Genomic DNA, 13,568 nt, shown 5'->3' on the forward strand with positions numbered 1-13,568 from the left:
CATCTCCAGGCACGTTCATGGCACGAAAGGCGGCGGTATGGCACGCGAACGACGGTTCGGCTCGGTGCGCCGTCTGCCGTCGGGGAAGTGGCAGGCCCGCTACACGTGGGAGGCGCTGGAGCACAAGGCGCCGCGCACATTCGCGAGCAGGGACGCGGCGGAGGCCTGGCTGCGGATCAAGCGCACGGAGCTGGACACCGGGTGGATCCTGACTCGGGAGAGGCGACGCCGGTCGGTGAACTTCAACGAGTACGCGCGGGGGTGGCTGGAGGAACGGCAGGATCTCAAGCCGCGGACCAGGGTGCTCTACGCCGGCCGGCTCGACCGTCACCTCCTTCCCGCCTTCGGCCAGCTCACCGTGAACGCGATCACACCGACACGGTGCGGGAGTGGTGGCGCCGGATGGACCCGGACAAGGCCACGGCCCGTGCCCACGCCTACGCTCTGCTGCGCACGATCCTGGAGGCAGCCCGCAAGGACGACCCGCCCCTGATCGACGTCAACCCCTGTCGGCTGCGCGAGGCGGGCTCGCCGCCACGCCGCCGGCACCGCATCCAGCCTGCGACGCCGACGGAGCTGGCGACGATCGTGGAGAACATGCCGCCCCAGCTGCGGGCCGCCGTGCTCCTGTCCGCCTGGGGTGGACTTCGTTGGGGTGAGGTGGCGGAGCTGCGTCGCAAGGACCTGTTCGGCAACGTCGTCCATGTGACCCGCGCCGTGGTGCGCCTGCCTGGTGAGGATCCCGAGACGGTGGCGGCGCGTCGTCGACCACGGTTCGTCGTGGGCGACCCCAAGAGCGAGGCCGGCACCCGCACCGTCACGCTGCCGTCGGCGATCATGCCCGCCATCCAGGCGCACCTAAACGCGATGGAGGACAAGCGACCGGACGCGCTGCTGTTCCACGCCAAGAGCAACGCAGCCCAGCACCTGGCCGTGTCCAACCTCAACAAGGCATGGCCCCCGCACGGGCAGCGGCCGGGCGTCCGGACCTGCGCTGGCACGACCTGCGACACACGGGGGGCGGTGTTCGCGGCGCAGGCGGGAGCGACGCTGGCTGAGCTCATGGCTCGGCTCGGTCACTCGACGCACAAGGCGGCACTGCGCTACCAGCACGCCGCGGCGGACCGGGACGCCAGGATCGCGGAGGCGCTGTCGGCGATGGTCGTGGCCGGATCCCCGCGTCGGGACGGACTGTGAACGTCGCTTGCCTCCCAAGGCTGGCTGGCGGAATGCGCCCCCTGCGGGGGTCTTGTCGAAGCCCTGCTCGAGGCCCCGTCGATGGCGGAGGAGCAGCGTCAGCAGCTGTGGCTTCACCAGGCGACGCTCACCCACCTGCTCACCAGGCCGGAGGACGTGATGAGGCTGGCATGGGAGAACATCCGGCGCTGGAGCTCCATGCATCCGGGCGGATGGCCGAACGGTCGAGTACCTCCGTCAGTGGGACAGCATCCTCACCCAGGGACTGGAGCAGACTGTCAGCACGATCCTCAGCACCAGCCCCCGGGCGCGCGAACTGCGCCAGAACTCCCCGTTCGCCGGCGGTCTGAACGAGACCGAACGGACCCAGGCGCTCCGGACCTTCCGTGAGAGGCGCGCGCCGGCGGCCTGAACCGCCAGCAGCTGGCACGCCTGCTCAGGGCTGCCTGCGACGTCACTGGGGACCCGAAGATCCTGGTAATGGGCGCGCAGGCAGTCCTCGGCAAGAGGGGTGAGGACGAGTGACACGAACGGGTTGCTCGTGACACGGCATCCAAACCGTATTACGATTTGTCGGTGGAGAAGATCAAGGGAGTGCCCGTCACCGACGAGATGATCCAGGAGTGGGCCGACGAGGCTGAGCAGGGCTACGACGTCGAACAACTTCGCAAGCGGGGCCGCAAGCCGATGGGCGACGGACCCGCTCGGGTGGTGCCCGTCCGCCTCGACGACACTCTGCTCAGCGCGCTAGACGAGCGCGCGGAGCGAGATCACACCACCCGCTCTGAGCTGATCCGTGCTGCTCTTCGTGCCTACGTCGCGTGAAGGTCAACCCCTCAGCACTCAAGCATGGAGTGAGCGAACTCGACATCGTCTACGCGGCCGAGAACTGGAGCTACGCCAGCGAACCGGACGATGACATGCCGGCCAAGCAATTCGTGTTCGGCTTCGACCGAAGCGGCCGTCTTCTCGAGATGGCGATTCTCACTTTCGACAGCGGGCACCAACTCGTCATCCATGCCATGAAGGCTCGGCGACAGTACCTGCATCTGCTCAACTGAACATGCGACCGGCGGCATTTCCGGGCGGTTTGCCAGGATGGTCTGAGTGGCGGTGAGGGGAAGTTCTGGGGTGTTGGGTGATGGGCCGGTGCGCAGGCGTCCGTAGGTCAGCACGTCGACGCGGTCTCCGTCGACGAGGAACTTCTTTCGCTCCAGGCCCTCTTAAATGAATCCGGCTGCTAGGGCGATGCGTCCGGAGGCAGGGTTGTTGGCGCGGTGGCCCAGCTCGAGTCGTTCGAGTCCGCCGGCGCTCAGCGCCCAGTTGGACACGGTCCCTGCTGCGCACTTGGTGAGACCGCGCCGGCGGTGGGAGGGGTGCGTCCAGTACCAGAACCAGCCCAGCCGGTTCCCGTGGTCGACATTGAGGGCGACGACCCCGCGAAGCGTGCCGTCGGTAGTGAGACCGAAGGCGAACGGGTTCTCGGACAGCCGCCGTGCGTAGGTCGCCGCAGTGCCGAGGTCCTGGGCGTCACCCTGGCGGGACATGTCCGGGGCTGTGAAGGCCTGCAGGATTGCCTCGCTGTCGTTCGGCCGGACGCGGCGCAGCACGGCGAGAGGTTCGGGAGGCATAGGTGGCGAGACTAGCCCGAGCGAACAGTTGTCTGCTGGTCCTTTTCGGGGGTTGTGAGGACGCCTTGTCTGGTTAGTGGTTTCGTTGTCGCAGGACGTCCAGGGCGAGTTCGATGATGTCGGCCCGTGGATGCAGAGCGGTGACCTCGCCCAGGGGGACCCAGGCGGCGAAGTCGGTCGTGCCGTCGGTCTCGGTCGTCCCGAGTGCACCGCCGGTGATGGTGGCCGTGAGGAGGAAACGCTGGGAACGCATGGGGCGGCGGGTGCCCTGGCGGGGCAGGGTGAAGCGGTGCTCGCCCACGTCCACGGTGTACCCGGTCTCTTCGAACACCTCACGCGCGACAGCATCCTTGATGGACTCATCGAACTCGACGCCTCCGCCGGGCATCGTCCACCCGGGCTCTGCGCGGCCGCCCCCGTTGAACCAGGTCAGGAGGATCTGGTCGTCGTCTGAGATGAGCAACCCGTAGGCCGCCAGGCGGGAGTCGAACTCGGTGAAGTGCACCCAGGGGACGCTACCCCTGCACCGTGGCCAGGCCGGCTCCATCACGGTCGGGGCTACTACGCCGACAGGGACAGACGCGCCCGCAACCACGTGCGCTACGGGCATTCCGCATGCGGCAGAAGAGTGCGCTGACGATCGGCGCGTACGTGCACGAGACGTTCCAGGGATAGTGTGCCTGCATGGACGAGCAGCGCCGCCGCATGGTCTCAGCGGTTGCCGTGCTGAACATCGTGGTGGGCGCCTGCCTCGTGGGAGCCGGACTCGTCTCCGGGTCCTCGTTGCGGTGGTTGTGGGTCGCGCTCGGGGTCTTGTTCTTGGTACTGGCGATCCTCAATCTATCTCGAATCAGGAGAAGCGCGCAGGCGCGGCTCTAGCGGGTTCATCAGGGCTTGTGCTATCAACTGCCTTGCCGCCAGAAGGCAGGTTCGGGGTGTCAATCAGCTGAACACGGACCCGGAAGGCGAGGCGCTGCCGCATCGTGTTGTGGGCTCTTCGACTTTGAGCGTGGTGGGGCCCTGACGTAGGGCTCGCGGCCCTGCGCCAGCATGGGTGTTGTCTAGGCATCCGATGAGCGTGGACCGCGAGCGTGTACCAGCGTACGTTCGACGTCGATGCGGCGTCGATCCTGTTCGACCTGTCCGGCTACCGAGTCGTGAGCGCCAGCGGTGCTGTCGCTGACGAGCGTCCGCGGCAGGTGGTGATCGAGACGACCGCGACCGAAGGCGCATGTCCGTTCTGCGGGGTGCTGTCCTCTCGGGTCCAGGCGCGCCCGACCCAGCACGTGAAAGACGTGGCTTGCGGCGGGCAGCCGCTGGATGTCCTCGTGCGCAAGCGGCGGTACGTCTGCCGTGAGGCGCTGTGCCCGCGGCGCTCGTTCACCGAGGAGACCGAGCAGCTGCCGGCGCGGGCACGGGTGACGACCCGGCTGGCCGAGCAGGTGATCTCCGCCTGCCGGGCCGAGCCCCGCGCGGTGTCCCGGGTCGCCGATGAGGCTGGTCTGTTGTGGCCGACGGTGATGCGGATGCTCACCACCACCCTGGACCTGGACCCCGGCGTGGACCGCCGGCACGTGGCGCGCCTGGGGATCGATGAGCACCGGTTCCGCACCGTGCGCTATCTGCGCGAACCCGACACCCAGTCCGTGAAGCGGGTCGAGCCCTGGTCGATCGTGTTCACCGACCTGGACGACGGCGCCATCCTGGACGTCGTCGACGGCCGCCGCGGCGCGACCGTCAAGGCGTGGCTGGGCGCCCGGCCCCGGTGGTGGCGCCAGCGGGTAAAGATCGTCGCACTGGACATGTCCAGTGAGTTCCGTGCCGCCGTCCGCAAGGCGCTGCCCAGGGCGAGGGTCAGCGTGAGCTGCTCACCTTCTGTCGGACGAGGGTGACCAATGCGAGAACGGAGGCGGCGAACCTGACCGCCAAGAAGATCAAGAGAGTCGGGCGCGGGTACCGCAATCACGACAACTACCGATGCCGCATCATTGGCTACGCGCCCCGACAGATCGCGGCGTGAACACCCAGCACCACGCTCAAAGGTGAAGAGCCGGTTTGTTCTGTCCGGGCCGGGCGGCCAAGCGCCCACAGGGTCGAGACCGACTTCACCGGCGAGAACGTCAGGTCGAACCCCGCCACCGGCACCTGCGCCGGACGCGACGCCCTCGCGACGAACTCGTCAACTCGTCCTCGTCCACCGGTGCCCGGCCGAGCCGCTCCTCGAAGACCTCCCGGGTGACTCGGGTGCGGATCCGGGCCCGCTCTTCCGCCGGGATCGGAGCGTTCCACGGCAAACCCCGGCTGGTGTTGTGCTCGCTGAACGCACGAGCGGTGACCTGCCGCAAGGTCGTCTCCTCGAACGTCAGGAATGCCCGCCCCAACCCGGCCCACCCGTTCGCTGCCGCTCCGGGCTCTCCGGAGCGGGGGTGGCGGCCCCGCCCGAACAGCAACCGCATCTGCTCCTCAGTCTCCACGCCCCCCTCAGCCAGGTCCAGCCCGGCCAGGCCGGTGCCCATCCACCGCCCCGGCGCCTCGCCCTTCTTCTCGTAGTACGACGCCAACCCCGCCTGCCGGCGCTCCGTCGCATCGTGCTGGGCGACCTGGCTCGTCAGGTACGTGTCCCCGCTCCCCGCGGCCAGCTTGTGCAACGTCATCACACTTACCAAAAGCCGCCATTCCCACCGCGGGCGTTCACCAATTCCGGGACGAACCCCACCGAGTGCACCAGGTGTGTCCTTCTCGAGCGCAGCGAGGGCTGTGCGACCGTCGGCGATAGGGGCGCGACAGAGGGTGGTGCGCGGGTGAGGGACGACGGGGCGGTGGACCGGGGGAGGGGATCGTGGGGTCGGCTGGCGCGGTGAGGGTGCTGACGCTCCAGCGGTGTGCGACGGTCGCGGCGGTGGAGGGCGGTCCCCCGCCTTCGCGTGTGCCGGGCGGTGAGCGTCGAGGCGCTGGCTCACGGCGGCCACGCACGTGACACCGAGGTCGAAGTGGTGCACACGTGCCGACATCGCCCATCATGGGTTGATCGCGCTGCGCCGCGCCCGGCCGGGTCCTGCCCGGCGACGGCGCTCGGGTCAGACGCTACCGGTCCTCTGGTTACGGGGTCCGGAGCCCACGGAGCCGTCTGGTGGAGCGGATCTCCAGGCACGTTCAAGGCACGGCCGGGAAATCGAAAGGGCCACCGACCCTGCGTTTCCGCAGGTCAGCAGCCCTTTCGTGCCATGGTCGGGGTGACAGGATTTGAACCTGCGACCTCTTCGTCCCGAACGAAGCGCGCTACCAAGCTGCGCCACACCCCGTGGCCCGTGCGCGAGCCCGGCAGGACCGCACGCAGCGTCCGCAAGAATAGCCCACGCCCCGGGTCGCGGCTAAATCCCCGGACCGCCGGCCGTCAGGGTGATGAGGGTCGCCTCCGGGCGGCAGCAGAAGCGGAACGGCGTGTAGGGGTTGCCGCCGAGGCCGGCGGAGACGTGCAGCCAGGCGGCGCCCGGCGGAGCCTGCGACGAGGGCGTCGCGCCGGCGCCGGGCCACCACCGGGACACGCCGGAGGCACGGGAGGTGTCGAGGTCGCAGTTGGTGACGAGGGCGCCGTACCCGGGGACCCGCAGCTGGCCGCCGTGGGTGTGCCCGGCGACGAGCAGCCGGGCGCCGTCCGCGGCCATCGGGTCCAGCACCCGCTGGTAGGGCGCGTGGGTCACCCCGATCGTCAGGTCGGCGTCGGTGGCAGCGGGGGCGGACACGCTGGGGTAGTCGTCCAGCTCCAGGTGGGCGTCGTCGGTGCCCACGAGCTCCAGGTCCACGCCCGCGACCCGCAGCCGGACCCGCCGGTGGGTGAGGTCGGCCCACCCGCGACGCCGCAGGCCGTCGACGAGGTCCTGCGTCGGGAGCACGTCCGGGGTGAGCTCGGCACCCTTGCGGTGGCTGTCGTCGAGGTAGCGCAGCGGGTTCTTGCGCGTCGGTGGGTAGTAGTCGTTGGACCCGAGGACGAAGACGCCCGGACGGTCCAGCAGCGTGCCGTAGGAGTCGATCGCCGCCGGGACGGCGTCCATCGCGGCGAGGTGGTCACCGGTGTGGACCACCAGGTCGGGGTCGAGCTCGGCCAGTCCCCGGACCCAGTCGCGCTTGCGCCACTGGGTGGGCACCAGGTGCAGGTCGGACAGGTGCAGCACGCGCAGGTCGGGCGAGCCCGCGGGCAGGCAGGGGATGCTCGCACGGCGCAACGCGAACCACCGGGGCTCGACCCAGGTGGCGTAGGCGACGGCACCGGCCGCGAGAGCCCCCGCCCCGAGAACCGCGCCGGTGAGCGGGCGCCATACCGACGACATCGTGGTCAGGCGCCCAGCGCCTGCTTCACCGCCGCGGCCACGCGCCCGCCCTCGGCGCGCCCGGCGACCCTCGGGGTGAGCACCTTCATCACCTGACCCATGCCGCGCAGGTCGGTGGCCCCGGTCTCGGCGACGGCCTCCCGCGCCATCGAGGCCAGCTCGTCGTCGGACAGCTGCGCCGGGAGGTATGCCTCGAGCACCGCGAGCTCAGCCTCCTCCTGGGCGGCGAGCTCGGTCCGGCCGGCGCCGGAGTAGGCCTCGGCGGCCTCGCGGCGCTTCTTGGCCTCCTTGGTGATGACCTTGAGCACCTCGTCATCGCTCAGCTCGCGCTGCTGCTTGCCGGCGACCTCCTCCGTCGTCACCGACGTCAGCGCCATGCGCAGCGTGCCCGCCCGGACCTTGTCCTGGGCACGCATCGCGGCCGTGAGGTCCTGCTGGAGGGTGGCCTTGAGGCCGGTCGAGTCACTCATGCGCCCAGTGTCTCACCCGGAGGGGCGGCCGGCTGGCGCCTCGCCCTGCATGACAGGCCTCGGGTCGTGCCGTCGATCAGTCGTCGTCACCAGGAGGGTCGGTGCCCGGCGGGTCCTCCGGGGGCGCCGGGGCGGGCTCGGGCTCGGGGTCCGGCTCCTGCGTCGGCTCGGGCTCCGGCTCCGGCTCCTCGCTGGGCTCGGGCTCCGGCTCGGCCTCCTCCGTGGGCTCCGGCTCGGCCTCGTCACCGGGTGCGGGCTGCGCGGGCTGGGCGGGCGGCTGCGGCTGGCGCGGCTGCACGGGGGCTGCCCGGGCGGCGGGCGCCACCCCGGTCGACACGTGGAGGGTCACCGGGCTGGAGGTCTGGACCGAGGAGCCGACGCCCGGGGTGGTGTAGAGCACCGTGCCCTCGGCCTGACCGGAGGCCACCCGCACCACGCTCCCGGTGAGCCCGGCGTCCTCGAGCCGCTCCTGGGCCTCGCCGACGGACATCCCGACGACGCTGGGGATGGTGATGCGCTTGCCGTTGAGGATGTCGGCGGGCGGGTCGTCCCAGTCCTCGACGTCCATCCCCTCCGAGGCGCGGTCCATGATCCGCTTCCAGGTCGGCCCTGCCAGCGAGGAGCCGAAGAGCGGGCCCTCGATGTAGCGTCCGCCGATGGTGATGTCGCGCAGCTCGCCGTCGTAGCCCGCGCCGCCGGGGATGTTGCCGATGAAGACGGCCGTGGCCAGCTGCGGGGTGAAGCCGGCGAACCACGTGGCGGTCGAGTCGTTGTTGGTGCCGGTCTTGCCGCCGGCGGGCCGGTTGTCGTCGAGGATGGCCTGGTAGCCCGAGCCCTCGATGGTGACGACACCCTCGAGCAGCTCGACGGCGCCGAGCGCGACGTCCTCGTCGATGACCCGCTCGCACTCGTCCAGCTCCAGCGGCAGCTCCTCGCCGTTGGCGTCGGTCACCTTGGTCACGGGGACCGGCGGGCAGTAGACGCCGCCCGAGGCGAACGTCGCGTAGGAGGTGGCCACCGTCAGCGGGCTGGCCGTGTCGGCGCCCAGGACCAGCGAGGGGGCGAGCGTGGTCTCGGCGTTGCCCGGGTCCAGGCCGTAGGCCTGCCCGTTGGCCGCGTGCAGCCCCATCTCGGTCATGGTGTCGGCGATGTCGCAGGTGCCGACCTGCGAGGCCAGCGTCGCGAAGGCGGTGTTGACCGAGAGGGCTGCCGCCTTGCGCAGCGCGATGCTGCGCTCGTGGTTCTCGTCGTTGGCGTTGCGGACCGCCCAGTGGTCCTCACCGATGGTGCAGCCTCTCGAAGTCGTCGCGGAAGAAGATGCCGGCCGGGAAGACCTCGTCCGCGGGTGGGTAGGTCGCGCTGCCTTGCGGTCCTCCAGCCAGACGTTGCCGTAGGTGCTGTCCTGCGGCGCCCGGACGTTGAGGGTGGCCTCGACCGGCACGCCCTTCTCCATGGCCTCGACCAGGGTGTAGGCCTTCGCGATCGAGCCGATCGCCATACCTCCCGGACCGCCGTAGGCGTTGTCGACGTTCCAGTTGACCGAGGTCTCGTCGACCTTGTCGCGGCTGTCCTCGAAGGAGTAGCTGCTGGACTGGTTGAAGGCCAGGATCTTGCCGGTGCCGGGCTCGACGACCGTGGCCGCCGACCCGAGGTTGTAGTCGTTGCCCTGCGGGGTGGCGTCCTGGAGGATGTCCTTCATGTCGGCGGACAGCTCGAGGTCGAGCGTGGTCTCGACGGTCAGCCCGTTGGTCGTGAGGTTCTCCAGCCGCTCGTCCCGGGTCTTGCCCAGGGCCGGCTGCTCCAGCAGCCAGGCCTCGACGTAGTCGCAGAAGTAGGGGTTGCGGGAGCGCAGGCAGGAGCGTTGGCTGTCGGTGATCTGCAGCATCTCCCCCTCGCCGGTGCCGACCACCTGGGCCTGGCTACGGCCTCGTCGTGCTCCTCCTGCGTGATCATGCCCAGGTTGAGCATCTTGTCGAGGACGACGTCGCGTCGGGCCTGTGCGGCTTCGGGATTGGCCACGGGATTGGTGGCCGTCGGCGACCGGACCACGCCAGCCAACAGTGCTGACTGCGAGATGTTCAGGTCCTTGGCGTCGACGTCGAAGTAGTGCCGGGCGGCCGCCTCGACGCCGTAGACGTTGTCGCCGTAGAAGGCGAGGTTGAGGTAGCCGACGAGGATCTCGTCCTTGGTCAGCCGCTCCTCGAGGGTGATGGCGTACTTGAGCTCGCGCAGCTTGCGGACATAGGCCTCCATGCCCGTGCGTGCCTGGGCGTCCGCCGCGGCCTCGGTGTCCCCCTCGCTCAAGGCCTGCTCGGTCAGCGCCTGCTTGATGTATTGCTGCGTCAGCGTCGAACCGCCTTGCAAGGAGTCTGTCGTGGTGTTCTGCACCACGGCGCGGGCGAGGGCCTCGACGTCAGCACCTCCGTGCTGGAAGAAGCGTTCGTCCTCGATCGCCACCTGGGCGTCCTTCATGTGCTGGCTGATCTCGTCGCTCTCCGCGATGATCCGGTTGCGGTCGGCAGGGGTCGCGAGGACCGTGCCATCAGCGGCCAGGATCCGCGACTGCTGGGCGAGCGGGTTCTGCTCCAGGTCACCGGGCAGCTCCTCGAACATGCCGACGCTCTCCCGCGCGGCCAGGCCGGTGGCCCCGACGACCGGGGCGAGCAGACCGGCGCCGATGATCCCCATGAGGACCGAGACGGCGAGGAAGACCCCGAGCAGGGAGGTCACCCGTGCGACAGTGAGGGCAGAGCGCATACCAGACACGGTACGTGAGGTTTCTGAGAGGTCCGGCCTGCCGCGCCAGGCCCCCGGGTCGGAGCGTCCGAGGGGACGGCGCCGGTAGGCTCGGCACCATGACGACTGCGCACCAGTGGGAGTACGCCACCGTTCCGCTCATGATCCACGCGACCAAGCAGATCCTCGACCAGTGGGGCGAGGACGGCTGGGAGCTCGTGCAGGTCGTCCCCGGCCCCGGGGACGGCAGCAACCTCGTGGCGTACCTCAAGCGCCCGAAGAACGCCTGAACCCGCCCATGAGCTCAGCCGAGCCGACCGCCGGTGCCGTCGAGGCGCGTCTGGCCGAGCTGGGCCACCGGGTCCCCGCGGTCGCGGCGCCGGTCGCCGCCTACGTCCCCGCCGTGCAGCACGGTGACCTCGTCTTCAGCTCGGGGCAGGTCCCCTTCGTCGACGGCCAGCTCGAGCTGACCGGCAAGGTCGGTGAGGGGCCGGGGCTCGTGTCCCCGGCGGACGCGACCCGGCTGGCCGGCGTCTGCGCGCTGAACGCCATCGCCGCCGTCAGGTCGGTCGTCGGCGACCTGGACCGGGTGGTCCGGGTGGTCAAGGTCGTCGGCTTCGTGGCCAGCGACCCGGGTTTCACCGGACAGCCTGGTGTCGTCAACGGCGCCTCCGAGCTGCTCGGCCACGCCTTCGGCGACGCCGGGGTGCACGCGCGCTCGGCGGTCGGCGTCGCCGTGCTGCCGCTCGACGTGCCGGTCGAGGTCGAGATCACCGTCGCCGTCCGGGGCTGACCCGGGGTGGCGCACGACCTCGGGGACGAGCCGCAGGCCTACCGGGACTTCGCGGTGCCGGAGCCGGTCGCCGAGGCCGGCCGGGCCTGGCTGGCGACGCCGAGGGACCGGCGCACGGTCGCGGAGCCCCGCCGCTCGGCCACCGTCATGCTGCTCCGCGACGGCCCGTCAGGCGATGCCCGGGAGCTCGAGGTCTTCGTGCTCCGACGCGCCGGCAGCATGGCCTTCGCGGCGGGGATGCTGGCCTTCCCCGGCGGAGGAGTGGACGCGCGCGACGCCGAGCGGTCCGTCCCGTGGGCTGGTCCCTCCGCCCAGGAGTGGTCCGGCCGGCTCGGTACCGACGAGGAGGGCGCATGCGAGCTGGTGACCGCCGCGGCCCGCGAGGTCTTCGAGGAGTGCGGCGTGCTGCTCGCGGGGCGAGACGCCGGTGAGGTGGTCGCCGACCTGCGCGACCCGGTGTGGCGGCAGGAGCGTGCCGCGCTGCTGGACCGCTCGCAGAGCTTCGCCGAGCTGCTCGCCCGGCACGGCCTGGTGCTCCGCGCGGACCTGCTGAGCCTGCGCGGCCGGTGGATCACCCCCGAGTGCGAGCCGCGCCGCTACGACACCTTCTTCTTCGCCGCGCGCATGCCGCGGGGCCAGCGGGCCGACGACGAGAGCACCGAGGCCGAGGTGGCGAGCTGGCGCTCGCCGGCACAGATCCTGGAGGGCCAGCGCGCAGGCCGCGACGTCATGCTCCCGCCGACCCAGGTCATGGTGGAGGAGCTGGCGCAGGTGGAGGACGTGACCCTCGACTCCTGGCTCGGCCGACCGGTCGAGGTCCGACCCGTGCTGCCGGTCCCGGTCGAGGACGGCGGGGCCGTCGCCATACGCATACCGCGGTGAGAGGCTGATGGCATGACCTCCGCCGACGAGCCGTGGACCGGTGGGCCCTGGGGCGACCGGGCGCACGCCGTGCTCTGCCCCAACCCCTCACCCATGACCCTCGAGGGCACCAACACCTGGGTGCTCCTCGAGCCCGGCAGCAGGCAGGCCGTCGTGGTCGACCCGGGCCCGCTCCGGGAGGAGCACCTGCGGGCGGTGCTCGCCCACGTCGCCGGCCGGGGAGCGCGGGTCGCGCTCACCCTGCTGACCCACGGGCACCCGGACCACGCCGAGTCCGCGGAGCGGTGGGCCGAGCTGACCGCGGCGCCGGTGCGGGGAGCCGGTCGGGGTCAGGGCCTGACGGACGGTGAGGTCGTGGGCGCCGGCGGCCTCGAGCTGCGCGTCGTCACCACCCCGGGGCACACCGCCGACTCGGTCTGCTTCCTGCTCCCGGCGGACCGCGCCGTGCTCACCGGTGACACCGTGCTGGGCCGGGGCACCACGGTCGTCGCCCATCCGGACGGCGACCTCACGTCATACCTGGCCTCGCTGCAGCGCCTGCGGGACCTGGCGGCCGCCGGTGAGGCTACCAGCATCGCGCCGGGTCACGGCCCGGTCGCGGCGGACGCCGCAGGCGTTCTGGACCGCTATCTCACGCACCGGCACCAGCGGCTGGACCAGGTCCGGGAGGCCGTCACGCAGGTGCGCGGGTCCGAGGCGCCCCGCGGGTCCGATCTCGCGGACCGCGTCGTCGAGCTGGTGTATGCCGACACCCCCCGAGAGGTATGGCCCGCGGCGCGGCTCTCGGTCCTGGCCCAGCTGGCCTACCTGGGCGAGCCGGTGGGCTGACCGGGCACGAGGGTCAGCGGGCGCGGCGGCGCAGCCGGTCCACGTCGAGGAGCGTGACCGACTTGGCGCCCAGGGTGACCCACCCGCGCTGGGCGAAGTCGGCCAAGGCCTTGTTGACCGTCTCCCGGCTGGCACCGACGAGCTGGGCCAGCTCCTCCTGGGTGAGGTCGTGCGCGACGACCAGCCCGGCCTCCGAGCGACGCCCGAAGCGGTCGGACAGGTCGAGCAGCGCCTTGGCCACCCGCCCTGGCACGTCGGTGAACACCAGGTCGGACAAACCCTCGTTGGTCTTCCGCAGGCGGTGCGCCAGCCCGGCCAGCATCTGCATGGCGACCTCGGGGTGCTGCTCGAGGAAGGAGCGGAGCGCGTCGTTGCCCAGCGAGATGAACTCGGTGTCCGACACGACGTAGGCGGTGGTCAGCCGTGGGCCGGGGTCGAAGAGGCTGAGTTCACCGAACATCTCACCGGGACCGAGCACCGACAGCAGGCTCTCCCGGCCGTCGGAGGCGGCCTTGGACAGCTTCACCTTCCCCCGCGTGATGACGTAGAGCGAGTCGCCCGGGTCCCCCTCGTGGAAGACGACATCCCCGCGGGCCAGCCGACGCGGGCTCATCGACTCCATGAGCTGGTCTGCCGTCGCGCCATCGAGCGCGGCGAACAGCGGAGCTTTCATCACCACGTGCCGGTCCACCGGTTCATGGTG

Annotated in this window: 18 protein-coding genes, 1 tRNA gene and 1 pseudogene; 10 read left to right on the forward strand and 10 right to left on the reverse strand. The window is 70.9% G+C overall.

Annotated elements, in window-relative coordinates:
• Window positions 1–37 precede the first annotated feature (37 nt).
• From FU792_RS19070 to FU792_RS01830, 4 genes are all read left to right on the forward strand, one after another.
• Window positions 38–493 carry a tyrosine-type recombinase/integrase gene (locus FU792_RS19070; protein WP_202804748.1) on the forward strand — a complete coding sequence of 152 codons (456 nt, stop codon included), beginning with the start codon at window positions 38–40 and terminating at the stop codon, window positions 491–493.
• A complete protein-coding gene (locus FU792_RS01820) occupies window positions 382–1,197 on the forward strand; it encodes a site-specific integrase (RefSeq protein ID WP_202804750.1) in 816 nt (271 codons plus the stop codon). Before FU792_RS19070 ends, FU792_RS01820 begins: the two co-directional genes overlap by 112 nt.
• A 576-nt stretch (window positions 1,198–1,773) precedes the next feature.
• A complete protein-coding gene (locus FU792_RS01825; RefSeq protein WP_022925419.1) occupies window positions 1,774–2,022 on the forward strand; it encodes a ribbon-helix-helix protein, CopG family in 249 nt (82 codons plus the stop codon).
• A gap of 29 nt (window positions 2,023–2,051) precedes the next feature.
• A complete protein-coding gene (locus FU792_RS01830) occupies window positions 2,052–2,258 on the forward strand; it encodes a toxin (protein WP_237740038.1) in 207 nt (68 codons plus the stop codon).
• 162 nt (window positions 2,259–2,420) lie between these two features.
• Here FU792_RS01830 and FU792_RS01835 read toward each other — a convergent pair whose 3' ends face one another.
• Together FU792_RS01835 and FU792_RS01840 are read right to left on the reverse strand one after the other, a co-directional pair.
• Window positions 2,421–2,828, reverse strand: coding sequence for a GNAT family N-acetyltransferase (locus tag FU792_RS01835; RefSeq protein WP_202804752.1), 408 nt, complete (start codon window positions 2,826–2,828; stop codon window positions 2,421–2,423).
• Window positions 2,829–2,901: 73 nt separating this feature from the next.
• Window positions 2,902–3,333: an NUDIX hydrolase gene (locus FU792_RS01840; RefSeq protein ID WP_022925421.1), complete on the reverse strand. Its 432-nt coding sequence runs from the start codon at window positions 3,331–3,333 to the stop codon at window positions 2,902–2,904.
• 179 nt (window positions 3,334–3,512) lie between these two features.
• Here FU792_RS01840 and FU792_RS01845 point away from each other — a divergent pair, with 179 nt between their 5' ends.
• Together FU792_RS01845 and FU792_RS01850 are read left to right on the forward strand one after the other, a co-directional pair.
• The gene (locus FU792_RS01845; RefSeq protein ID WP_022925422.1) at window positions 3,513–3,707 is read left to right on the forward strand and encodes a hypothetical protein; all 195 of its coding nucleotides are present in this window, start codon (window positions 3,513–3,515) and stop codon (window positions 3,705–3,707) included.
• Window positions 3,708–3,919: 212 nt separating this feature from the next.
• A pseudogene (locus FU792_RS01850) lies at window positions 3,920–4,848 on the forward strand (transposase).
• Here FU792_RS01850 and FU792_RS19075 read toward each other — a convergent pair.
• From FU792_RS19075 to FU792_RS17605, 7 genes are all read right to left on the reverse strand, one after another.
• The gene (locus FU792_RS19075) at window positions 4,821–4,973 is read right to left on the reverse strand and encodes a relaxase domain-containing protein (RefSeq protein ID WP_420876847.1); all 153 of its coding nucleotides are present in this window, start codon (window positions 4,971–4,973) and stop codon (window positions 4,821–4,823) included. The pseudogene FU792_RS01850 and the gene FU792_RS19075 overlap by 28 nt on opposite strands.
• Complete coding sequence (locus FU792_RS16600; protein ID WP_161600179.1) at window positions 4,949–5,482, reverse strand: relaxase domain-containing protein; 534 nt, start codon at window positions 5,480–5,482, stop codon at window positions 4,949–4,951. Before FU792_RS16600 ends, FU792_RS19075 begins: the two co-directional genes overlap by 25 nt.
• Before the next feature lie 571 nt (window positions 5,483–6,053).
• Window positions 6,054–6,130 (reverse strand) — tRNA-Pro (locus FU792_RS01865).
• Window positions 6,131–6,199: 69 nt separating this feature from the next.
• Window positions 6,200–7,156, reverse strand: coding sequence for a metallophosphoesterase (locus FU792_RS01870; protein ID WP_022925424.1), 957 nt, complete (start codon window positions 7,154–7,156; stop codon window positions 6,200–6,202).
• Window positions 7,157–7,161: 5 nt separating this feature from the next.
• Complete coding sequence (locus FU792_RS01875) at window positions 7,162–7,626, reverse strand: GatB/YqeY domain-containing protein (RefSeq protein WP_022925425.1); 465 nt, start codon at window positions 7,624–7,626, stop codon at window positions 7,162–7,164.
• Between the two features lie 76 nt (window positions 7,627–7,702).
• Window positions 7,703–9,325: a penicillin-binding transpeptidase domain-containing protein gene (locus tag FU792_RS01880; RefSeq protein ID WP_338101198.1), complete on the reverse strand. Its 1,623-nt coding sequence runs from the start codon at window positions 9,323–9,325 to the stop codon at window positions 7,703–7,705.
• A gap of 38 nt (window positions 9,326–9,363) precedes the next feature.
• Entirely contained in the window at window positions 9,364–10,383 is a 1,020-nt protein-coding gene (locus FU792_RS17605) for a transglycosylase domain-containing protein (protein ID WP_149814500.1), read from the reverse strand.
• Window positions 10,384–10,481: 98 nt separating this feature from the next.
• Here FU792_RS17605 and FU792_RS01890 point away from each other — a divergent pair, with 98 nt between their 5' ends.
• From FU792_RS01890 to FU792_RS01905, 4 genes are read left to right on the forward strand one after another with little or no spacing between them, the layout of a single operon-like run.
• Complete coding sequence (locus FU792_RS01890) at window positions 10,482–10,652, forward strand: Sp36 family protein (protein WP_022925427.1); 171 nt, start codon at window positions 10,482–10,484, stop codon at window positions 10,650–10,652.
• Window positions 10,653–10,660: 8 nt separating this feature from the next.
• A complete protein-coding gene (locus tag FU792_RS01895; protein WP_022925428.1) occupies window positions 10,661–11,155 on the forward strand; it encodes a RidA family protein in 495 nt (164 codons plus the stop codon).
• A gap of 6 nt (window positions 11,156–11,161) precedes the next feature.
• On the forward strand, window positions 11,162–12,037 hold the full coding sequence (locus FU792_RS01900; protein WP_022925429.1) for an NUDIX hydrolase: 876 nt from the start codon (window positions 11,162–11,164) through the stop codon (window positions 12,035–12,037).
• Between the two features lie 12 nt (window positions 12,038–12,049).
• On the forward strand, window positions 12,050–12,865 hold the full coding sequence (locus FU792_RS01905; RefSeq protein WP_022925430.1) for an MBL fold metallo-hydrolase: 816 nt from the start codon (window positions 12,050–12,052) through the stop codon (window positions 12,863–12,865).
• 13 nt (window positions 12,866–12,878) lie between these two features.
• On the opposite strand, the gene FU792_RS01910 is transcribed toward FU792_RS01905, so the two are convergent.
• Entirely contained in the window at window positions 12,879–13,556 is a 678-nt protein-coding gene (locus FU792_RS01910; protein WP_022925431.1) for a Crp/Fnr family transcriptional regulator, read from the reverse strand.
• Window positions 13,557–13,568 lie beyond the last annotated feature (12 nt).

Origin of the sequence: Serinicoccus marinus DSM 15273, assembly GCF_008386315.1 — a bacterium.
Classification (GTDB): domain Bacteria; phylum Actinomycetota; class Actinomycetes; order Actinomycetales; family Dermatophilaceae; genus Ornithinicoccus; species Ornithinicoccus marinus.

Coding starts and splice junctions, on each gene's coding strand:
- FU792_RS19070 (WP_202804748.1), top strand. CDS start 38: ATGGCACGCGAACGACGGTTCGGCTCGGTGCGCCGTCTGCCGTCGGGG.
- FU792_RS01835 (WP_202804752.1), bottom strand. CDS start 2,828: ATGCCTCCCGAACCTCTCGCCGTGCTGCGCCGCGTCCGGCCGAACGAC.
- FU792_RS01845 (WP_022925422.1), top strand. CDS start 3,513: ATGGACGAGCAGCGCCGCCGCATGGTCTCAGCGGTTGCCGTGCTGAAC.
- FU792_RS16600 (WP_161600179.1), bottom strand. CDS start 5,482: ATGACGTTGCACAAGCTGGCCGCGGGGAGCGGGGACACGTACCTGACG.
- FU792_RS01870 (WP_022925424.1), bottom strand. CDS start 7,156: ATGTCGTCGGTATGGCGCCCGCTCACCGGCGCGGTTCTCGGGGCGGGG.
- FU792_RS01875 (WP_022925425.1), bottom strand. CDS start 7,626: ATGAGTGACTCGACCGGCCTCAAGGCCACCCTCCAGCAGGACCTCACG.
- FU792_RS01880 (WP_338101198.1), bottom strand. CDS start 9,325: ATGAAGGACATCCTCCAGGACGCCACCCCGCAGGGCAACGACTACAAC.
- FU792_RS17605 (WP_149814500.1), bottom strand. CDS start 10,383: ATGCGCTCTGCCCTCACTGTCGCACGGGTGACCTCCCTGCTCGGGGTC.
- FU792_RS01890 (WP_022925427.1), top strand. CDS start 10,482: ATGACGACTGCGCACCAGTGGGAGTACGCCACCGTTCCGCTCATGATC.
- FU792_RS01895 (WP_022925428.1), top strand. CDS start 10,661: ATGAGCTCAGCCGAGCCGACCGCCGGTGCCGTCGAGGCGCGTCTGGCC.
- FU792_RS01905 (WP_022925430.1), top strand. CDS start 12,050: ATGACCTCCGCCGACGAGCCGTGGACCGGTGGGCCCTGGGGCGACCGG.